Origin of the sequence: Stappia sp. (assembly GCF_048261845.1) — a bacterium.
Classification (GTDB): Bacteria; Pseudomonadota; Alphaproteobacteria; order Rhizobiales; family Stappiaceae; genus Stappia.
Genome location: NZ_JBLXFR010000011.1, coordinates 55,789 through 75,291 on the forward strand (window position 1 = coordinate 55,789; position 19,503 = coordinate 75,291).

At 67.2% G+C, this 19,503-nt stretch carries 22 protein-coding genes; 9 read left to right on the forward strand and 13 right to left on the reverse strand.

The window, feature by feature from the left end; translation table 11 throughout:
- Positions 1-102: 102 nt before the first annotated feature.
- A complete protein-coding gene (locus ACN0T5_RS07020; RefSeq protein ID WP_417767911.1) occupies positions 103-591 on the reverse strand; it encodes a MarR family winged helix-turn-helix transcriptional regulator in 489 nt (162 codons plus the stop codon).
- A 188-nt stretch (positions 592-779) separates the two neighbouring features.
- Between ACN0T5_RS07020 and ACN0T5_RS07025 the strand changes: the two genes are divergently transcribed.
- Positions 780-1,202, forward strand: coding sequence for an organic hydroperoxide resistance protein (locus ACN0T5_RS07025; RefSeq protein WP_417767912.1), 423 nt, complete (start codon positions 780-782; stop codon positions 1,200-1,202).
- A 272-nt stretch (positions 1,203-1,474) separates the two neighbouring features.
- On the opposite strand, the gene ACN0T5_RS07030 is transcribed toward ACN0T5_RS07025, so the two are convergent.
- Both ACN0T5_RS07030 and ACN0T5_RS07035 read right to left on the reverse strand, forming a co-directional pair.
- The gene (locus tag ACN0T5_RS07030; RefSeq protein ID WP_417767913.1) at positions 1,475-1,996 is read right to left on the reverse strand and encodes a cyclic nucleotide-binding domain-containing protein; all 522 of its coding nucleotides are present in this window, start codon (positions 1,994-1,996) and stop codon (positions 1,475-1,477) included.
- 75 nt (positions 1,997-2,071) lie between these two features.
- Positions 2,072-2,755: a response regulator transcription factor gene (locus ACN0T5_RS07035; RefSeq protein ID WP_417767914.1), complete on the reverse strand. Its 684-nt coding sequence runs from the start codon at positions 2,753-2,755 to the stop codon at positions 2,072-2,074.
- 423 nt (positions 2,756-3,178) lie between these two features.
- Here ACN0T5_RS07035 and ACN0T5_RS07040 point away from each other — a divergent pair, with 423 nt between their 5' ends.
- The 6 genes from ACN0T5_RS07040 to ACN0T5_RS07065 all read left to right on the forward strand — a co-directional run bounded on the left by ACN0T5_RS07040 (position 3,179) and on the right by ACN0T5_RS07065 (position 9,155).
- Complete coding sequence (locus ACN0T5_RS07040; protein ID WP_417767915.1) at positions 3,179-3,751, forward strand: L,D-transpeptidase family protein; 573 nt, start codon at positions 3,179-3,181, stop codon at positions 3,749-3,751.
- Positions 3,752-3,910: 159 nt separating this feature from the next.
- A complete protein-coding gene (locus ACN0T5_RS07045) occupies positions 3,911-4,828 on the forward strand; it encodes a pirin family protein (RefSeq protein WP_417767916.1) in 918 nt (305 codons plus the stop codon).
- A gap of 212 nt (positions 4,829-5,040) precedes the next feature.
- Positions 5,041-5,949, forward strand: a complete 909-nt coding sequence (dapF, locus tag ACN0T5_RS07050) for a diaminopimelate epimerase (RefSeq protein WP_417767917.1) — start codon at positions 5,041-5,043, stop codon at positions 5,947-5,949.
- Positions 5,946-7,232 carry a tRNA (N(6)-L-threonylcarbamoyladenosine(37)-C(2))-methylthiotransferase MtaB gene (gene mtaB / locus ACN0T5_RS07055; protein WP_417767918.1) on the forward strand — a complete coding sequence of 429 codons (1,287 nt, stop codon included), beginning with the start codon at positions 5,946-5,948 and terminating at the stop codon, positions 7,230-7,232. Before dapF ends, mtaB begins: the two co-directional genes overlap by 4 nt.
- Before the next feature lie 4 nt (positions 7,233-7,236).
- Positions 7,237-8,511, forward strand: a complete 1,275-nt coding sequence (gene ftsY, locus ACN0T5_RS07060) for a signal recognition particle-docking protein FtsY (protein WP_417767919.1) — start codon at positions 7,237-7,239, stop codon at positions 8,509-8,511.
- Positions 8,511-9,155: a septation protein A gene (locus ACN0T5_RS07065; RefSeq protein ID WP_417767920.1), complete on the forward strand. Its 645-nt coding sequence runs from the start codon at positions 8,511-8,513 to the stop codon at positions 9,153-9,155. Before ftsY ends, ACN0T5_RS07065 begins: the two co-directional genes overlap by 1 nt.
- A 70-nt stretch (positions 9,156-9,225) precedes the next feature.
- Here the strand turns inward: ACN0T5_RS07065 and ACN0T5_RS07070 are convergent, their stop codons facing one another.
- From ACN0T5_RS07070 to ACN0T5_RS07085, 4 genes are all read right to left on the reverse strand, one after another.
- Positions 9,226-10,485 carry an alpha/beta hydrolase family protein gene (locus ACN0T5_RS07070; RefSeq protein ID WP_417767921.1) on the reverse strand — a complete coding sequence of 420 codons (1,260 nt, stop codon included), beginning with the start codon at positions 10,483-10,485 and terminating at the stop codon, positions 9,226-9,228.
- An 81-nt stretch (positions 10,486-10,566) separates the two neighbouring features.
- Positions 10,567-10,773 carry a DUF1737 domain-containing protein gene (locus tag ACN0T5_RS07075; RefSeq protein WP_417767922.1) on the reverse strand — a complete coding sequence of 69 codons (207 nt, stop codon included), beginning with the start codon at positions 10,771-10,773 and terminating at the stop codon, positions 10,567-10,569.
- Positions 10,774-10,808: 35 nt separating this feature from the next.
- Positions 10,809-11,702 (reverse strand): HpcH/HpaI aldolase/citrate lyase family protein, encoded by an 894-nt coding sequence (locus ACN0T5_RS07080; protein ID WP_417767923.1) that lies wholly within the window; start codon positions 11,700-11,702, stop codon positions 10,809-10,811.
- A gap of 106 nt (positions 11,703-11,808) precedes the next feature.
- The gene (locus ACN0T5_RS07085; RefSeq protein ID WP_417767924.1) at positions 11,809-12,726 is read right to left on the reverse strand and encodes a DMT family transporter; all 918 of its coding nucleotides are present in this window, start codon (positions 12,724-12,726) and stop codon (positions 11,809-11,811) included.
- 193 nt (positions 12,727-12,919) lie between these two features.
- Between ACN0T5_RS07085 and ACN0T5_RS07090 the strand changes: the two genes are divergently transcribed.
- The gene (locus tag ACN0T5_RS07090; RefSeq protein ID WP_417767925.1) at positions 12,920-13,381 is read left to right on the forward strand and encodes a GNAT family N-acetyltransferase; all 462 of its coding nucleotides are present in this window, start codon (positions 12,920-12,922) and stop codon (positions 13,379-13,381) included.
- A gap of 20 nt (positions 13,382-13,401) precedes the next feature.
- Here ACN0T5_RS07090 and ACN0T5_RS07095 read toward each other — a convergent pair whose 3' ends face one another.
- Positions 13,402-14,451 carry a DUF2125 domain-containing protein gene (locus tag ACN0T5_RS07095; RefSeq protein WP_417767926.1) on the reverse strand — a complete coding sequence of 350 codons (1,050 nt, stop codon included), beginning with the start codon at positions 14,449-14,451 and terminating at the stop codon, positions 13,402-13,404.
- 165 nt (positions 14,452-14,616) lie between these two features.
- Between ACN0T5_RS07095 and ACN0T5_RS07100 the strand changes: the two genes are divergently transcribed.
- On the forward strand, positions 14,617-15,162 hold the full coding sequence (locus tag ACN0T5_RS07100; protein ID WP_417767927.1) for a gamma-glutamylcyclotransferase: 546 nt from the start codon (positions 14,617-14,619) through the stop codon (positions 15,160-15,162).
- 6 nt (positions 15,163-15,168) lie between these two features.
- On the opposite strand, the gene ureG is transcribed toward ACN0T5_RS07100, so the two are convergent.
- The 5 genes from ureG to ureC are packed head-to-tail and all read right to left on the reverse strand — an operon-like array spanning position 15,169 to position 19,503.
- Positions 15,169-15,813 (reverse strand): urease accessory protein UreG, encoded by a 645-nt coding sequence (gene ureG / locus ACN0T5_RS07105; RefSeq protein WP_417767928.1) that lies wholly within the window; start codon positions 15,811-15,813, stop codon positions 15,169-15,171.
- 48 nt (positions 15,814-15,861) lie between these two features.
- Entirely contained in the window at positions 15,862-16,608 is a 747-nt protein-coding gene (locus ACN0T5_RS07110) for an urease accessory protein UreF (protein WP_417767929.1), read from the reverse strand.
- Positions 16,598-17,155 carry an urease accessory protein UreE gene (locus tag ACN0T5_RS07115; RefSeq protein ID WP_417767930.1) on the reverse strand — a complete coding sequence of 186 codons (558 nt, stop codon included), beginning with the start codon at positions 17,153-17,155 and terminating at the stop codon, positions 16,598-16,600. Before ACN0T5_RS07115 ends, ACN0T5_RS07110 begins: the two co-directional genes overlap by 11 nt.
- Positions 17,152-17,760, reverse strand: a complete 609-nt coding sequence (locus ACN0T5_RS07120; protein WP_417767931.1) for a glutathione S-transferase family protein — start codon at positions 17,758-17,760, stop codon at positions 17,152-17,154. Before ACN0T5_RS07120 ends, ACN0T5_RS07115 begins: the two co-directional genes overlap by 4 nt.
- Before the next feature lie 30 nt (positions 17,761-17,790).
- Positions 17,791-19,503 (reverse strand): urease subunit alpha, encoded by a 1,713-nt coding sequence (gene ureC, locus ACN0T5_RS07125; RefSeq protein ID WP_417767932.1) that lies wholly within the window; start codon positions 19,501-19,503, stop codon positions 17,791-17,793.

Below are 19,503 nucleotides of genomic sequence, written 5' to 3' on the forward strand. Positions count from 1 at the left end.
ACAAGACAAAGAAGGCCGGCGGTTTCGCCGGCCTTTTCTTTTGCGCTTTTCGGGCTGCGCGATGGCTGCTCCTGCCGCTTGCGCGCACCGCGTCAACGCGGTTCAGGGAGCCTCCGCCCCGCTTTTCGTCAGCGCGGACCTGAGTGCTTCCAGGTCGGACTGGAGTGCGTCAAGGGCGACCCCCGAACTGCCGCAGGCGGCGTGAATGGCCGCCGGGATGCCGGCCGCCTCCTCGCGCAAGGCAAGGCCCGCCGGCGTCGGTTCGACCAGCACCCGCCGCTCGTCGCGCGGATCGCGCGCGCGGCGAACATGGCCGGCCTGTTCAAGGCGCTTGAGCAGCGGTGTCAGGGTGCCGCTGTCGAGGAGCAGGGCCGCGCCGAGGTCGCCGACCGACAGGCGACCGCGCTCCCACAGGACCAGCATGGCCAGATATTGCGTGTAGGTGAGGCCGAGCGGGGCGAGCACCTTCTGGTAGACGCGGCCAAGGGCCAGCGTCGTCGAGTGCAGCGCGAAGCAGAGCTGGCGCGACAGGAGCAGGTCCTGCGAGCTGTCGGTGCCGGTTCGGTCTTGCGGGGCCGGGGTCTCGTCCATGGGCGGTCCGTTCATGTCATGCGCGGTGCCGGCCTGCTTCGCGGGCAGGGCGGCTTCTGTCAAGCAGTATTGCCCATAAACATATTGCGCACAATTTAATTGTGCATTATGTAAATCGGAGCGGCGATGGCCGCGACAGTCAACGAAGCGGACGCCGGACGGCGCCGTCATCGAGGAAGGATACAGCGATGCCCATTCTCTACACCGCACACGGATCGGCGACCGGCGGACGCACCGGCGCGGCCAAGTCCGACGACGGCCGGCTGGAAATCACCCTGTCGACACCCAAGGAGCTTGGCGGCGACGGCGGTCAGGGCACCAATCCCGAACAGCTTTTTGCCGCCGGCTATTCGGCCTGTTTCCTGGGAGCGATGAAGTTCGTCGCCGGCCAGCAGAAGCTGAAGCTGCCGGAAGACACCCGCGTCGCCGCCGATGTCGGCATCGGTCCGCGCGACGACGGAACGGGTTTCGGTATCGCGGTGACGCTGAACATCACGGTTCCGGGGCTGGACAAGGCCGAGGCGCAGGCCCTTGTCGACAAGGCGCATGTCGTGTGCCCCTACTCGCACGCAACGCGGGGCAACATTCCGGTGACGCTGAACGTCGCCTGAGGCGGGCTTAGGACGTGAACTCATAATTCTGGCGAGAAACGGTATGGGGGAACGGGACTGGATACCAGGAGCAAACCCGCAGGAAACCGCCCGGTTTTCAAGGGGGTGCGACGCCGTTGCCAGCCCGTTCCCTCTTACCCGGAGGGCGCCCGTCCGGCTTCGATCCGCGGCGTCAGACCGCTTGACCGGGGTCCCGCCCCGGCCATCGCGGCCTTTCTGGCGGATCATTGCCGGACCGGGCGCCGTTTCCGGCACAATTATAAGTCCACGTCCTAGTTGCCTTCGTCGCCGATGCCACCGGCCCGGCGGCGCTCCTCGCGGAAGGCCTGGTGCTCGCGCTCGATCTGTTCGAGCACCGTGCCCACCCGGGCCAGCGCCCCGGCGGTGGTGCGGAAATGCGCGGCCCGCGCCTCGAACAGGCGTTGGGCGATGTCGGGAAATTCCTGCAGCATGCGCTTGAACAGGGCCCGGCGGATGCGGATCACTTCCGTCGGGCCGACGGCCACGGCGCGGGCCGGCCGGCGTGTCTCGACCAGCAGCGCGGTCTCGCCGATCAGGCTGCCGGGACCATAGGTGCCAAGGTCCTCGCGTTCCTCTCCGTCGCTTTCGAGCGCGACCGAGCCGGAGGCGATCACCAGGCCTGCATCGGCCCGTTCGCCGGAGATGAACAGCACCTCTCCGTCGCGATAGGAGACGTTCTCCGCCGAGAAGGCAAGAAGCCGCATCTGCTCGTCCGGGAATTCGGAGAGCAGCGGCACCTGTCGCAGAAGATCCATGTCCCGGGCAAGACTCATGCCTTGAGCATTACGCCGAAGCCGCCGATTTGCACAAGTCCCGAAACGACCCGAGGCCTCGGGCGGACGTTCTGGTCAGGGGACAAGCTTGTAGCCGCCGGCCTCCGTCACCAGCAGTTCGGCGTTGGACGGATCGCGCTCGACCTTCTGCCTCAGGCGGTAGATGTGGGTCTCCAGCGTATGCGTGGTGACGCCGGAATTGTAGCCCCAGACCTTGGTCAGCAGCACGTCGCGGGTCACGGGCTTTTCGCCCGCCCGATAGAGGAACTTCAGGATCGAGGTTTCCTTCTCGGTCAGGCGGATCTTGCCGCCCTTGTCGTCGGTCATCAGCTTCTGGGCCGGACGGAAGGAGAAACGGCCGATCGTGAAGACCGCGTCCTCGCTCTGTTCGTGGCTGCGCAGATGGGCGCGCAGCCGGGCGAGCAGCACCGCGAACTTGAACGGCTTTGCGACATAGTCGTTGGCGCCGGCCTCCAGGCCAAGGATCGTGTCGCTGTCCGTGTCATGGCCGGTCAGCATGATGATCGGGGCCTTGAAGCCCTTCTTGCGCAGCAGCTTGACGGCTTCGCGCCCGTCGATGTCGGGCAGGCCGACATCCATCAGCAACAGGTCGACATGGCCGCTTTCGGCCGCCTGGATGCCGCTCGCGGCGGTCGCCGCCTGCTGGGTCTCGAACTCGTCATAGAGCGAAAGCTGCTCCACCAGGGCCTCCCGCAGATCGTCGTCATCATCCACGATCAGGATCTTGCGTGCGCTCATGGCCGGTCCTCTCCTCTATACTGCTTCGGAATCAAATCGATTTTCCCTCACTTAAGCAAGCAAACACGATTGCGCGAGCGCGCATTGACGTGTTTGCGCCAATCCGGCAACACATCTGCTCACGCGCGCTTGATGCGCGGGTGATGGAGCGCCCAAGGGTCAGGACCCATTGAATTGACGAAGATGGCGTTTGATATGACAAGAGATGCCAGGAAAAGCTCGAAGAGCGGGGTTGGTGCCCCGGTCGGGAGCTTTGACGCGGCAGATCGCCGTCAGATCGAACGTCCTTCGGATCGGGCGAATTTGCACGGGCGTCAGCGTCGCAAACCCTTGAAAGGCTTCAGCCTTCCTGCGGCCTTGCTCCTTGCCTCCGCACAAATTCGCTCCGACCATGTCCGCCAATTCAATGGGGCCAGACCCTAGATGTCCCTTGACCTTTTCGCCCCCCGTCTTGCCGCTCTGTCGGACCAGGGGCGCGAAAGGGCGCCGGAACTGGAAGTCGGCGCCCTTTCCGCGCGCCGGACCGCCGGCTGGCTGCGATCCGGGGCGCTCACGTTTGCGTGCGCGCTGGGCCGCGGCGGAATTTCGTACGCCAAGCGCGAGGGTGACGGCGCGACGCCGGCGGGAACGTTCCGGCTCCTGCATGTCTATTATCGCCCCGACCGGGTCGGACGGCCGCGCACCGCCCTGCCGGTCTCTCCCCTGCCGGCCGCAGGCTGGTGCGACGATCCCGGCCATGCACGCTACAACCGCATGGTGCCGCTGCCCTTCGGTGCCTCGCACGAATGCCTGTGGCGGGACGACCCTCTCTATGACATCGTCGTCGTGCTCGACTGCAACCTCTTTCCGGCGGTGAGGGGGAAGGGCAGCGCCATCTTCTTTCACCTGGCGCGTCCCGGCTACACGCCGACGGAGGGCTGCGTCGCGCTGGCGCGGCGCGACATGGAGAGCGTGCTGGCCCGCTGCCGCCCGGGAAGCGCGATGCGGATCGGCTGAGCCGAACTGTTCGACCAGCGAAAACCCGCGATCCGATTGTTCATCACCGGCTGAACACTGCGTCCAGCGTGCGGTGTCTGGTCGCTCGCGCGAGCGTGCCTATCTTGGGAGCAGGATGTTGAAGAAGGCTCGCGCCTTGCGCGAGAGAAAGGCAGACAGATGTCCGTCAGACCCGTTACCCATCTCGATACCGCCAAGCCGACCCTGGAAGGGGCCGGCGTGCATCTGCACCGCGCCTTCGGGTTCGGCGATCCGACCGCGCTCGACCCGTTCCTGCTGTTCGACGATTTCCGCAACGAGCGGCCCCAGGACTACGAGGCCGGGTTTCCCTGGCACCCGCATCGCGGCATCGAGACGATCACCTATGTGCTCGCCGGCACCGTCGATCACGGCGACAGTCTGGGCAACCGGGGATCGCTTGGCGCCGGCGACATCCAGTGGATGACGGCCGGCAGCGGCATCATGCACCAGGAGATGCCGCAGGGCGATGCTGCGGGCCGCATGCATGGCTTCCAGCTCTGGGCGAACCTGCCGTCCTCGCTGAAGATGACCAGCCCGCGCTACCAGGACGTGCCCTCGGCCGAAATCCCGGAGATCACCGATGACGACGGCACCCATGTGCGGGTCGTGTGCGGGGAGTTCTGGGGCAGGCGCGGGCCCGTCGACGGCATCGCCGCAGATCCGAGCTATCTCGACATCTTCGTGCCGGCCGGGCGCACGAAGCGTTTCAAGGTCGACACCTACCGCAAGGCCTTCGCCTATATCTTCGAGGGATCGGGGACGTTCCGCGATGCCTCGCAGCCTTCCGGCGTGCTGCTGGAGAAGGAAGTCGACGGCGAGGAGGTGCATATCCGCGACGAGAGCGGCGACCGGACGCTGGTGCGTTTCGGGACGGGCGACGAGGTGACGGTGACCGCCGGGCCGCTTGGCATCCGTTTCCTGCTGATTTCCGGTGCGCCGATCCGCGAACCCGTCGCCTGGCACGGGCCGATCGTGATGAACACCCGTCAGGAGCTGATCCAGGCGGTGAGCGAACTTCAGAACGGCACGTTTATTCGCGAAGGCGCCCGGACCTAGGATGCCGGGCGGGCATCCGGGAAGGTGCACCCGCTGAGGCGCTGCGAGACGGTTCCGACCGTCCCTGACTGACGGCATTGCGTGCGCGGCACTGGAACCGCGCGCGCTTTTCCGCCATATAGTCGGGAAACGGCGGGGCGCGCGGGACGCGCCTGCGAATGGCCGTCCGTGCGCGGATGCCGCGCGGACAGGCGAGATGGACGAATTTCGCTATGAGCGAGCGCAACATACCCTTTCTGAAGATGAACGGGCTCGGCAATGATTTCGTTGTCTGGGATGCCCGGACGGCACCCGTGCGCCTTGCCGCCGAGGCGATCCGCAGGATCGGCGACCGCGAGACCGGCATCGGTTTCGACCAGATGATCACGGTCGAGAAGAGCCCGGCCGGGGCGGACGCCTTCATGCGCATCCACAATCGCGACGGCAGCGAGGTCGACGCCTGCGGCAACGCGACGCGCTGCATCGGCCGGCTCCTGATGGAGGAGAGCGGGCTCGCCGCGGCCACCATCGAGACCAATGCCGGCCTGCTCAAGGCGGCGGCGACCGGGACGGCGCGGCGCGTCACCGTCGACATGGGCGAGCCGCGCTTTGCCTGGCACGAGATCCCGCTTGCCGAGGAGTTTCACGACACGCGCGCCATCGAATTGCAGATCGGGCCGATCGACGCGCCGATCCTGCACACGCCCTCGGTGGTCAATGTCGGCAATCCGCATGCGGTCTTCTGGGTGCGCGACCTTGATGCCTATGACATGACGCGTATCGGGCCGATGCTGGAAAACCACCCGATGTTTCCCGAACGCGCCAATATCTCGATCGCCCATGTGCTCTCCGACGAGGAGATCGAGGTGCGGGTCTGGGAGCGCGGCGTCGGGCTGACGCAGGCCTGCGGCACGGCGGCCTGCGCCGTTGGCGTTGCCGCTGCGCGCGACCGGCGCACGGGCCGCAAGGTGACCGTGCGGCTTCCCGGCGGACCGCTTCTCATCGAGTGGCGCGAGAGCGACAACCACATCCTGATGACCGGCGACACGGAAGTGGAATACGAGGGCGTGCTCGATCCCGACACGCTCGCCTTCGAAAAGACGGCGCCCGGCGACCGTCCGATCCTCGAGGTGGTCAAGTGAGCGTCGACGTCGTCACATTCGGCTGCCGCCTCAATGCCTACGAATCCGAGGTGATGAAGCGCGAGGCGGAGGAGGCCGGCCTCAAGGACGCCATCCTGATCAACACCTGCGCGGTGACGGCGGAGGCCGTTCGCCAGGCGCGCCAGTCGATCCGCAAGGCACGGAGGGACAATCCGGGGGCGCGTATCATCGTCACCGGCTGCGCGGCGCAGACGGAGGCGGAGACCTTCGCCGGCATGGAGGAGGTCGATCTCGTCCTTGGCAATTCCGAAAAGCTGGAGCGGGCCTCCTATGGCCGTGTCGCGCAATTCGGCATCGAGGACAGCGAGAAGGTCCGCGTCAACGACATCATGAGCGTGCGCGAGACGGCGTCGCACCTGATCGACGGGCTCGAGGGGCGGGCGCGCGCCTTCGTCCAGGTGCAGAACGGCTGCGACCATCGCTGCACCTTCTGCATCATTCCCTTCGGGCGCGGCAATTCCCGCTCGGTGCCGATGGGCGTCGTCGTCGACCAGATCGCCCGGCTCGTCGACAACGGCTACCGGGAAGTGGTGCTGACCGGGGTCGACATCACCAGCTACGGTTCCGACCTGCCGGGCACGCCGAAGCTCGGCGACCTCGTCGCCAAGATCCTCAAGCGGGTGCCGGGTCTCGACCGGCTGCGGCTTTCCTCGATCGATTCGATCGAGGCCGATCCGGCCTTGATGCGGGCCATCGCCGACGAGGAGCGCCTGATGCCGCATCTGCATCTTTCCCTGCAGGCGGGCGACGACATGATCCTCAAGCGGATGAAGCGGCGGCACCTGCGCGCCGACACGATCCGCTTCTGCCAGGAGGTCCGCAGCCTCAGGCCCGACGTCGTCTTCGGCGCCGACATCATTGCCGGCTTCCCGACCGAGACGGAGGAGATGTTCGCCAACAGCCTCGCCATCGTCGACGAGTGCGGGCTGACGCATCTGCATGTCTTTCCCTTCTCGCCGCGCAAGGGAACGCCGGCGGCGCGCATGCCGCAACTGCCCCGGCAACTGGTCAAGGAGCGGGCGGCACGGCTGCGCGACAAGGGCGAGGCCGCCCTTCTTGCCCATCTCGAGGCGGAGGTCGGGCTGACCCGGCGCGTGCTGATCGAGCGTGACGGGCTCGGGCGCAGCGAACAGTTCACCCAGGTCGAGTTCGCCGCCGAGCGGTTCCCGGACAAGGGCGCGGGCGATCTTGTCACGCTGCGCATTGCCGGTCATACCGGGCGGCATCTCTTGGGCGAAATCACCAATCGACAGGCGGCATGACGGCATGAGCGAGCAAAAGCGCGGCTTCCTCGGACGCCTTTTCGGCGGACGGGACGAGCCCTCGCGCCCCGAAACGCATGACGAGGCCGCGAAGACGGCACCGGACGCGGCGGATGCGGGCGAGGCGCCCGCCGACGCCCCCGTTGCCGCATCCGACGAGGCGGCGAACGAGACCGGCCCGGCTGCCGCGCCAGACGGGGCGACCTTGCGCGCAGGGCATGACGCGGAAGGCGAAGCGGCGTCGGCGACGGACCCGCAGGAGGATCTGACGCGGGAGGATCCGTCACCGGAACCGGAACGGAGCGAACAACCCGCCGACGTTCCGGCAGGCGCTGCCGCAGGGGACGCGCCGCGCGGCTCCTGGCTGTCGCGCCTGACCGCCGGACTGTCGCGGTCCTCATCCTCCCTGACCGGCGGCATCACCTCGCTATTCACCAAGCGCAAGCTTGACGCGGCGACATTGGAAGAGCTCGAGGACCTCTTGATCCAGTCGGATCTCGGTGTCGAGACCGCGATGACGATCACCGAGCGGATCGCCGAAGGTCGCTTCGACAAGCAGATCGCACCGGAGGAGGTCCGGCGAATCCTGGCAGAAGAGGTGGCCAGGGTGCTGGCGCCCGTCGCCCTGCCGCTCGCGATCGATGCCTCGCTCTCGCCGCATGTGGTTCTGGTCGTCGGCGTCAACGGCACCGGCAAGACCACCACCATCGGCAAGCTCTCCGCCAAGTTCGCGGCCGAGGGGCGCAAGGTGATGCTGGCGGCCGGCGACACGTTCCGCGCCGCCGCCGTCGAGCAGCTGAAGATCTGGGGCGCGCGCACCGGAGCCGAGGTGATCGCGCGCGACACCGGCGCGGATGCCGCCGGTCTCGTGTTCGACGCGATGCAGGCGGCGCGCGAGGCGAAATGCGACGTGCTGATGATCGACACGGCCGGACGGCTGCAGAACCGGGCCGAACTGATGGCGGAGCTCGAGAAGGTCGTGCGCGTCATCCGCAAGCATGACCCGTCCGCCCCGCACAGCGTGCTTCTGACGCTCGATGCGACGACCGGACAGAATGCCATGAACCAGGTCGAGATCTTCGGCCGCACGGCGGGCGTCACCGGCCTCGTCATGACCAAGCTCGACGGCACCGCGCGCGGCGGTATCCTTGTCGCCATCGCCGCCAAGCACAAGCTGCCGGTGCATTTCATCGGCGTCGGCGAGGGGGTCGAGGATCTCGAACCCTTCACCGCCGAGGACTTCGCCACCGCAATCGCCGGCAAGGGAGCAGGCAACTGATGGAATTCGAGCACGGCCCCAACGCCGCCGACCGCAAGGAACTGGCACCGCTCCTGAAGCTGGTGCTGGAACTGGGGCCGCTGGTCCTGTTCTTCTTCGCCAACGCCCGCGGGGAGGCGCTGGCCGAACGGTTTCCGGTTCTGGCCTCGGTCGGCGATCCGATCTTCCTGGCAACCGCCGTCTTCATGGTGGCGATCAGCGTGTCGCTGATCGTCTCCTATGCGTTGACGCGCCGGCTGCCGGTGATGCCGGTGGTCTCCGGGGTGGTGGTCCTCGTCTTCGGCGCGCTGACGCTCTGGCTGCATGACGAGCTGTTCATCAAGCTGAAGCCGACCATCGTCAACGTCCTGTTCGGAGCGGTGCTGCTTGGCGGGCTGGCGTTCGGCAAATCGCTGCTCGGCTATGTCTTCGACAGCGTCTTCCGGCTCGATGACGAGGGATGGCGCAAGCTGACATTCCGCTGGGGCGTGTTCTTCTTCTTCCTGGCGCTCGTCAATGAAGTGGTCTGGCGCAGCTTCTCGACCGACTTCTGGGTGTCGTTCAAGGTGTTCGGGGTGATGCCGATCACCATCGCCTTCACCCTGTCGCAGCTGCCGCTGATCCAGCGCCATACGCTCGACGGCGACAAGGGCAGCGCCGACTGAGATCGCGCCAACCGGGTCCCTCCGGCGAGGCGACCGCCGGATCCTGCCGGCGGCGCGCCTGTTCCGGGTATCAGCGCGTTGCGTCGAACCAGATCTTCCAGTCCGGCACGGCGCTGGCGAAGGTGCCGCGATGCGACGTGGGGCCGGTGGTGATCGCCTGGACGTTCGGGTTGCCGTTGCCGATCGCCTGCTGGTAGGTCATCGCCAGCCGGCCGAGACCCGTGGCGATGGCCTCGTCCGCCTCGCCGTAATAGGTCCGCACGGGCGTTGCATAGAGCCAGCGATAGACCTCCGTGTCCGCCACCAGCCGGCCATAGGCAGAGGCGGCGAAGAAGCGGGCATCGAAATAGTCGGCATTCAAAAGCTCGCGCAGGTCCGCCGGGATACTGGCGGGGTCGACCGGCTCGCGGGCATAGGCCTTGCGCGCCGCCTCGTAGTGCTCGTCCCTGATCAAGGAACGGGCGAGGCCCGGAACGCCGTAATAGTTCTCGAAGGAGAAGGCAGAGAGGATGAACAGGCTGTTGACCCAGTCGGCGTCGTTCTTGCGCGGATAGCCGAGGAAACCGTTGAGCGCGGCGAACACGTCGATCGGGGCGCTGGCGGTCGCGGTCGCCCGGACGGGCGTACCGGATTGTTCCAGCCGCTCCAGCATGGCGAGCGTGACAAAGCCGCCCTGCGACCAGCCGCCGAGATAGAGCCCGTCATCGGCAAGTCCCATATGCGCGATGACCGCGCGGGCGGCCGTCAGCATGTCCTGCGTCGCCTGCTGGTGGCTCGCCTTGACCATGTAGCCTTCCGGCTCGCGCGACGTGCCCAGACCGAAATAGTCCGCCCCGATCAGCAGATAACCCTGCCCGGCGAACTGCGCGATCATCAGCAGCGTTTCCGGTGACTGGTCGGCGAAGGAGGGCACCTGCTGCTTTTCGTAGACAGTGCCGTGCTGATAGGAGACCAGCGGAAAGCGTGTCCCCTCAATATCCGGCACCGCGAGCAATCCGCTGGCGAGCGTCGGCCGGTTGTTCTGCTCGGGGATCAGGGACGCATAGGTGACCCGGTAGAGGCGCACCGCGTTGGTTGCGGGCGTGTACGCGACCTCGACACCGAAGAATTTCGGCGTGTCGACCGCCAGGATCCGGTTGAGCGCGTCCGTGTCGAGCCGTCCGACCAACTGGTAGCTGACAGTGGAGCTGACCTCCACGGGAGGTTCGAGCGGAGCGGCCGGCGCGGTGGCGGATTGCTGGGCGCCGGCGCCGGGCGCGGCAAGGGCACTGCCGAGCAGGAACGCCAGGACGGCGACTGCGCGACAGGGCAACAGACGGGCAAGCTGCATGATATCCGGTCCCCGATGACGCCCCTGATGGGCGCCTCATCGGTACACTGGATTTGCAAAGATATCCTTGCTGTGGACGCCTCAGTAATCGCCGAGCTTGATGTCGGGCGTGTAGTCGACGCCCTCGACTTCCTTGACGACGGCCTGGCCGCAAACCGTGACGCCGCGCACGGCATCGAAGGACAGCTGCGGCGAGCCCTGCAACATCCAGCCCTTGTTGAGCGCGGCGGTGACCCGGTGGCAGAAGGCGCTGTCGTCGGGTCCGGTGATGAAGCGGTAGAGTTTCATGATCTGATCTTCCGTTCGATTGTTCGGGCGTGGTGTCACTGACCCCGGGCGGCGATCGCATCGGCGATGGCGACAAGCCTTGCGCCCATCTGCGCATGCAGCCGCTCGACCATCCGGCCCTCGACCTGAATGGCGCCTTTCGAGGCGTTTTCCGGCTTTTCGAATTCGGCGATGATGCGCCGCGCCCAGGCGATGTCCTCGTCCGCCGGCGAGAAGGCGGCGTTGCAGGGGGCGACCTGCCGGGGGTGGATCAGCGTCTTGCCGTCCATGCCCATCTCCACGCCTTCCTGGCACTCGGCGGCAAAACCCGCTTCGTCGTCGAGCGTGTTGTAGACGCCGTCGACAATGTCGATCCCGTAGGCGCGGGCCGCGGCGACGCAGGTCATCAGCCAGGGGTGCATCGGGGCCCGGCCCGGCACGAGCGCGGCGCGCGTTTCCTTGGCAAGGTCGTTGGTGCCCATGACGAAGCAGGAAAGCCGTGTCTCCGGATTGGCGGCGGAGGCGGCGATCGTGGCGGCATTGAGCATGGCGAGCGGCGTTTCCATCATCGCCCAGAGCGCGGTGCGGGCCGGCACCCGGGCGGCGTTGAGCTTGTGGGCGACGCGCTCCAGATCCGCCGGCGAGGACACTTTGGGCAGCAGGATCGCATCCGGCCTCGCGGCGATCGCCATGTCGAGATCGGCGGCCCCCCAGGGGGTGGCGGGCCCGTTGACCCGGATGACCAGTTCGCGCGATCCGTAGCCGCCGGCGGCGAGCGCCTCCCTGACCTGCTCGCGGGCCGTGTCCTTTGCATCGGGGGCAACGGCGTCCTCGAGGTCGAGGATGAGCGCGTCGACATCCAGCGTCCTGGCCTTTTCCAGGGCGCGGGCATTGGAGCCCGGCATGTAGAGCACGCTGCGGCGGGGGCGGATGGTGGCTTCTCGTGTCATTCGGCCTCGGCTCCTTCGCTTTTGTCAGGCGCTGTCCGGTGCTGTTCGCCCTGGCCGCTCCGCCATGGCTCGCGAGAGCGGTGACGCGCAGCGCCTCCGCTATCGTCTAAGGGCTCGTCCTGTCTTCGACCAGTCGTCTTTTGCTTGCGCGCATGAAAATCATGTCCCGGGCAGCGACAAGCGCGCCGACGGTGACGAGCCCGCAGGCAATGGCGACGATGAGCGTGAATTCGCCGAAACCGAAAGCAATGAGGAGCAGCGTCGACAGGATCGGAGCCGCATAGGCGCCGGCACCCAGAACCTGGATGTCGCCGCGTTTGACCCCGTGGTCCCAGACGAAGAAGGCAAGCCCGACGGGGAAGGCCGCGAGCCCCAGGACCGCGCCCCATTCGCCGGCGCCTTGCGGCCAGACCGTCGTCTCGAAGGCGAGATGAGCGGCAAGCGACAGGACGGAGGTCCCCAGACAGAAACCGGCAACCGCTTCCGTCGGCACCGCGCCCAGCCGCCGCGACAGGACGGAATAGCTGGACCAGAAGAGCGCCGAGGCGCAGGCCGCCAGATAACCCGGCACCTGTCCCGGGTCGAGTGACAGCCCCGTCCCGCGGGTGACGAGCAGCGCCGCGCCGGCAAGCCCGAGCAGCGTGCCGACGACGTGATGCGCCTTCAGCCTTTCACCTGGCAGGAACGCGGAAAACACCACGATCAGAAGCGGCCAGGTGTAGTTGATGAGGTTGGCATCCACCGGCGGCGCGTTGCGGATCGCGGTGAAGTAGAAGAAGTGAAAGCCGAACAGGCCGAATATGCCGAAGGCGAGCACCCGGAACGGTTGCCGCATCAGGAAAAGGCGGCCACGGGCGGCGATCCAGGCTGTCGCGACGATTCCGGCGAGACCAAAGCACACGGCATTGAGCAGGAACGGCGGAATGCCGCCGGAGGCCGCGCCGAAAAGCCCCAGCGTCGACCACATCAGGACGGCCGTGAGACCGATCAGCGTTGCGCGCAGGCGCGGGGCGGAACTGGACATCTGGGGCTCGGCCTGGCTGGAGGACAATGCGGGAGCGCGACTATGTCCGGGCGACCCGCCAGCGTCAATCGCCCGCGAAGGGATGCGGGTCCGGCACTGCGCAGATCGGACAGTTGAAATCTCCGTGCCATTCGGGGAAGGTGTCGACCCGGTTCGGCCCTTGGCGGGGCTGTCATCCTTTCTCGGAGATTTCATGAGCAAGATCGCCATCAAGCAGCTCGGCCCCGACGATGCCCTGTCGCTCGCCCCGCTCATCGCGGAATATGCGCAGGCCTTGAAGCGCGGCGCGCCGCGCCGGCCCGACCAGTTTTACGCCGAGCGCATCCTTGCCGACCGCACTGCCGAGGTGATCGGTGTCGAGACGGACGGGCGGCTTGTCGGTTTCGCGATCTATTTCGACCTGCCCGAGATCGTCTCGGGGCTGCGTACCGGGCAGCTCGACGAGATCTATGTCCATCCCGATGCGCGCAACAAGGGGCTCGCCCGGCGGATGATCGAATGGCTGGTCAGCGAGGGCGGCAAGCGCGGCTGGTACGAGCTGCGCTGGATCGTTCCGGGCAAGAACGTGCCGGCGGTGGCGCTCTACGACCAGATCGCCGAGCCGGCCGACTGGAAGGGCTACGTGCTGGCCATCGATCGCGGCGGCGCGGAGTGACCTGACCGGCGCCGCGCACCTCAGCGCAGCGGCGGAACCTTGCCGAGCGGTATGATCCCGACGCGGGCGACACCCGCGTCGAAGGACAGCGGCACCGTGACCGCCGGCGCGCCGTCGAGCGTCGCGGGCTTGCCAAATCCCATCACGGCCCCGGCAAGGGTTGCCGGCACGTTCGAGCCCTCGGGGAAATAGGGCGCGAGCAGCGGCGGCAGCTTGTCGGCACCGGCAATGGTCAGCGGCAGGGCGCCATTCAGAAAGCCGGCCGGATCGAGCCACAACGTGCCGGTTGCCGCCAGCGCCACCTCGCCGGAGGAGACGCGCGCTTCGCTCACCTCGACCGCCTCCTCGTTTTTCAGCAGGGCGATCAGATCGGCACCGCGTCCCGACAGCAACACGGCGCCGCCCTTCAGCGTGAGGCCGGCCCGCGCATCCAGGGCGAGCGGTGCCGCGCCGGGCGCTGTGACACCGGTCAGCGAGACGGCGATATCCGCATCCGCGTCCCGTTGCGGCGTGCGGCGCAGATGAAGGCTCGCCGTTTTCGCCGTGAGCGCCGCGCCGGCCCCCGGAACGGCAAGGGCAAGGTCCGGGGAGGTCAGTTCGATATCGGCCCGCTCGATGGACGAGGTGCCGACGCGAAAGCTTGCCCGTGCTGTTTCCCACGTTCCTGCAAGCCGGCTGGCGGGCGCGAAGTCGACAGTGGCCGGGCTTTCGGCCTCGAGAATCACGTGCCAGGGATTGTAGGCCAGCGCCACGGCGCGGAAGGCATCGAAGCCGGCGCTCTCTCCGCGCGGCGAGCGGAGCGAAAGAGGGGCGCAGTCGAGCTGCAGGTGAAACGGGAACCCGCCAAGGCGCTGGCCGCCGCAGGCGATCTCGCCCCCTTCGACGCGGGCCGCCTCGGTGACATTGCGCAAGACATCCATCGCCATGCCGCGGGCAACGGTCCAGTAGGCGCTCCACAGTGCGACAGCCAGCACCACCAGGGCAATGAGCCAGATGTAGCCGCGCCGCGAACCTTTGCGTTTGGGAGTTTTCGAGGAGGCGGTTTCGGCGCTGGTCGGCGTGTCGGTCATGAGCGGTCTTTCGCTGGGCGGTTTTTCTGCCTGCCTGTAAGCATGGCGGGAGGGCCAATTCAAGGCGGAAGCGGCGGCCTGCCATGTCGCTGCGACGGTTGCCACAAGATGCCGGGCTTGCTAGGGCGTTTGCTGTCGATTGCAAGAAATCCGCAAGGGACGGGGATGCAGGATCTGTGGGTGTTCGGCTACGGCTCGCTGATGTGGCGGCCGGGTTTCGAGTTCGAGGAGGCGGTGCCGGCGCTGCTCAATGGCGCGCATCGCTCGCTTTGCATCTATTCCTGGGTCCATCGGGGAACCGAGACGCGGCCCGGTCTGGTGCTGGGTCTTGACCGGGGCGGGGCCTGCCGGGGCATGGCGTTTCGCGTCGCGCATCGCCGCCGGGACGAGGTCGTTGCCTATCTGCGCGCGCGCGAGCAGGCCACCATGGTCTATGTCGAGGCACATCGGCGGGTGCGCCTCGCCGGCGGGCCGGCCGAGCCGGTCACCGCGCTCACCTATCTCGTCGACAGGGCCCATCCGCAATATGCGGGCGTCTTGTCGCTGGAACGGCAGCTTGAGCTGGTTCGTGGCGGCGTCGGCCAGTCGGGAGCCAATCCCGACTATGTGCTCAACACCGTCGATCACCTGTCGGAACTGGGCATTCGCGATCGCGGGCTCGAGGAGCTGGGGCGGCATCTGCGCCAGGGCGTGCCCGCCGCCGCCGGCTGACCGGCCTCAGGCGGCGCCGGCGGTTGCAAGGCCGCCCCGCGAGACGATGAAATCCAGCACCTCGTCGACACCCTTGCCGTCCTTCACGTTGGTGAAGGTGAAGGGGCGTTCCTTGCGCATCAGCCTGGAATCGCGGTCCATCACCTCGAGCGAAGCGCCGACCAGCGGAGCGAGATCGGTCTTGTTGATGACCAGAAGGTCCGAGCGGGTGATGCCGGGTCCGCCCTTGCGCGGGATCTTGTCGCCGGCCGACACATCGATCACGTAGATCGTCAGGTCGGCAAGCTCGGGCGAGAAGGTCGCCGCGAGATTGTCGCCGCCGGATTCGATCAGGATCAGGTCGAGCCCGGGAAAGGCCGCCTCCAGCTCGGCGACGGCAGCCAGGTTGATCGAGGCGTCCTCGCGGATCGCCGTATGCGGGCAGCCTCCGGTCTCCACGCCGCGAATGCGTTCGGGCGCCAGCGCGCCGGAGCGGGTCAGGAACTCCGCATCCTCCTTGGTGTAGATGTCGTTGGTGATGGCGGCGATTTCGAAACGGTCGCGCAGGCGCTTGCACAGCGCGTCCATCAGCGCCGTCTTGCCGGACCCGACGGGGCCGCCGATGCCGACGCGCAAGGGGCCGTTCAGGGATGTCATGCGGTGCTCCTTCATTGTCCGGTGCCGGTGCTGTTTGGGTCTGCCGTTGGCAGCCGGCGGTGCCTAAGACCGGAACAGGCGGGTGTACTGGGTTTCGTGGTTCATCGAGGCGATGTCGGCCGCAAAGGCGCAGCCGCCAATGTCGGAAAGCGGCGCAAGAAGAGCCTCTCCGGCAACGATGCGGATGGTGGTTCCAAGCCGGCTGAGAACGCGTTGGCCGTCGGTCTGGCCGAGCGGCACGGCGCGCACGGCCGCCGACACGAGATTGGCGGCGAAGGCATGCAGGCTGGCGGAGACGACCGTGCCGGCCGGCAGGCCCCGCGCGGCTGCGGACGCGGCGAGCGCCAGGCAATAGGTCCAGCCACCGCGCGGGATCGCATCGGCGCCGCTTGTCAGCCGGGCAAAGAGCTGGCCGGCAGGCGTGTCGAGGGGAGGGGCCCAGGCGGCCGCCACGGCGGAGGCGAAGGCATCGCCCTGGGCGCTGGCCTCGAGCCGGCGCTCGCTTGACGGCTGCAGGGCGAGCGACAGCTCCAGCAACTCGCGGAAGGTCTTTTCGTCGCCGGGCGTGGCGGCGGACATGGCATGGGCGAGCAGCACCGCATCGCTTCGTCCGGCGCCATGGCGCAGCACGCCGTCGAGCCAGGCGTAAAGGGTGGCGGCATCAAAGACGTCGCCGTCCTCGATGACGCGTTCGAGGCCGTGGCTGTAGGTATAGGCGCCGACAGGGAAGGAGGGAGACATCCAGGCCAGCAGCGCATGCAGTCCGCCGGCCGTGAGACCGTCTCCTGTCCCTCCGGTGTCACTTGCCATGCGGACGGGACGGTTCATGGGCGTGTGAGTGGGCGTGTGAGTGGGCATGTGCGTGTGCGTGATCGCGGGAATCGGCATGCCCGTGCGAATGCGTGTGGTCATGTCCCTCGACCGTGCCGTGGCCATAGGCCCCGCCCTCGGGATCGAAGGGCGCGACAAGCGGCATCATGCGGCCGCCAAGGCGCGTCACCAGATCCTCGATGACATGGTCGCGGCGGATGCGCAGCGCGCCGGGCACCAGCTGCGTCGGCAGGTGCCGGTTGCCGAGATGCCAGGCGATGCGCAACAGGTCGTCGGCACTCGCCGCCTCGATCTCGACGAGATCCTCGGCCGCCGCGAGAATGGCAACCACCCGCCCGTCCTCGAGCACCAGCGCGTCGCCATGGTGCAGGTGGACGGCCCTTGGCATGTCGAGCAGGACTTTCGTGCCGCCGGCGCAGTCGAGCACCGCGCGCCGGCGGTGCCGGTCCTCCCGGTCGAGGACGACACTGTCGACCGGAGCCCCTTCCCAGGTCCCGGCCGCGAGAATTTCCCGCACTTTCATCATGAAGTGGCGTTCGCCCCCCGTTTCTGCGCCGCCTGCAGGGCCGGGCGGCTTGTGACGCGCGCGAAATAGTCGGCAAGCACCCCTTCCGACGGCAGGGAGAATTTGGCCGCCTGTGCCCACTTGCTGCAATGACCGAGCAGAATGTCCGGCACGGTGAACACCTCGCCCATGACGAAGGGCCCCTCGCCGAGCGTTTGGGCCAGATATGCCAGCCCGGCCTCGAACTCCGCCGCGCAAACCGGCTTCACGGCGGGAACGCGCAGGTCCTTGGGGTGGATGAAGCTGTTCTTGGCTGCCGTCCAGAGCGCGCCCTCGAGCACGTCGACCGCAAACTGGGTGAAGCCGTCCTGGCGGGCCCGCTCCACGGTGCCGGCGGGAAAGGTGAGCTTTCCGTGCCGGTCGGCGAGAAACTGGCAGATGGCGACGGATTCCGTCAGCACCCTGTCGCCCACCTTCAGCACGGGCACCTTGCCCGACGGGTTGAGCGCGGCCACGTCCGGACTGTGAGGGGCTGCGGGAACGAGGTCATAGGGCTCGCCCAGTTCCTCCAGCATCCACATGACACGGATGGCACGGGTCGTCGGTGCGCCAACAAGTGTATACATTCGCGGTTCTCCCTGTTCGTTTCCCCGAGCCTAGAACAGGAAATAGCGCTGGGCCATGGGCAGGCTCTCGGCCGGTTCGCAGGTCAGCAGCTCGCCGTCGGCGCGCACTTCGTAGGTCTCCGGATCGACCTCGATCACGGGCGTTGCGTCGTTGAGCACCATGGACGCTTTCGAGATCCCCGAACGGGTGTTGGAAACCGGCAGCACCAGCCGGTCGAGCTCCAGCCTGTCCTTGATGCCGGCCTCAAAGGCTGCCTGCGACACGAACGTGACGCTGGAGGCGGTCATCGAGCGGCCATAGGCGCCGAACATCGGCCGGTAGTGGACCGGCTGCGGCGTCGGGATCGAGGCATTGGGATCGCCCATCGGGGCGGTGGCGATGGTGCCGAGCTTCATGACAAGGTCCGGCTTCACGCCGAAGAAGGCCGGATCCCACAGGACCAGATCCGCGAGCTTGCCGACCTCGACGGAGCCGATGTGTTCGGCAAGGCCGTGGGCGATGGCCGGGTTGATCGTCACCTTGGCGATGTAGCGGCGAACGCGCAGATTGTCGTTCTCGCCGCTTTCCCCGGCAAGGCGGCCGCGCTGCACCTTCATCTTGTGGGCCGTCTGGAAGGTGCGGATCAGGACTTCGCCGACACGGCCCATGGCCTGGCTGTCGGAGGCGATGATCGAGAAGGCGCCCATGTCGTGGAGGATGTCCTCGGCGGCGATCGTCTCCTTGCGGATGCGGCTTTCGGCAAAGGCCACGTCCTCGGGGATCGAGCCGTCGAGATGGTGGCAGACCATCAGCATGTCGAGATGCTCGTCGATGGTGTTCACCGTGTAGGGACGGGTCGGGTTGGTCGAGGAGGGAATGACATTCGCCTCGCCGCACAGCTTGATGATGTCGGGCGCGTGGCCGCCGCCGGCGCCTTCCGTGTGGAAGGCGTGGATGGTGCGGCCCTTGAAGGCGGCCGTGGTGTTTTCCACGAAGCCGCTTTCGTTGAGCGTGTCCGTGTGGATCATCACCTGGATGTCATGCGCGTCCGCGACGGCGAGGCAACAGTCGATGGCCGCCGGCGTCGTGCCCCAGTCCTCGTGCAGCTTCAGCGCGCAGGCACCGGCCAGCACCTGTTCCTCGAGCGCGGCCGGCAGCGCGGCATTGCCCTTGCCGGCAAAGGCGAGGTTCATCGGAAAGGCCTCGGCCGCCTGCAGCATGCGCTCGATATGCCAGGGTCCGGGCGTGCAGGTGGTGGCGTTGGTGCCGGTGGCCGGTCCCGTGCCGCCGCCCAGCATGGTGGTGACGCCCGAGGTCAGCGCCTCGTCGACCTGCTGGGGGCAGATGAAATGGATATGGACGTCCAGCGCCCCGGCGGTGACGATCTTGCCTTCGCCGGCGATCGCCTCGGTGCCGGGGCCGATGATGATGTCGACACCGGGCTGGATGTCCGGGTTGCCGGCCTTGCCGATGCCGGCGATCCGTCCGTCCTTCAGGCCGATATCGGCCTTGTAGATGCCGGTGTGATCGACGATGACCGCATTGGTGATGACCGTGTCGACCGCGCCTTGCGCGCGGGTGCGCTGCGACTGGCCCATGCCGTCGCGGATCACCTTGCCGCCGCCGAACTTCACCTCCTCGCCATAGAGGGTGAAATCCTTCTCGATCTCGATGAAAAGCTCGGTGTCGGCAAGACGCACCCGGTCTCCCGTGGTCGGTCCGAACATGTCCGCATAGGCGGCGCGGGGCATCTTGAACGGCAT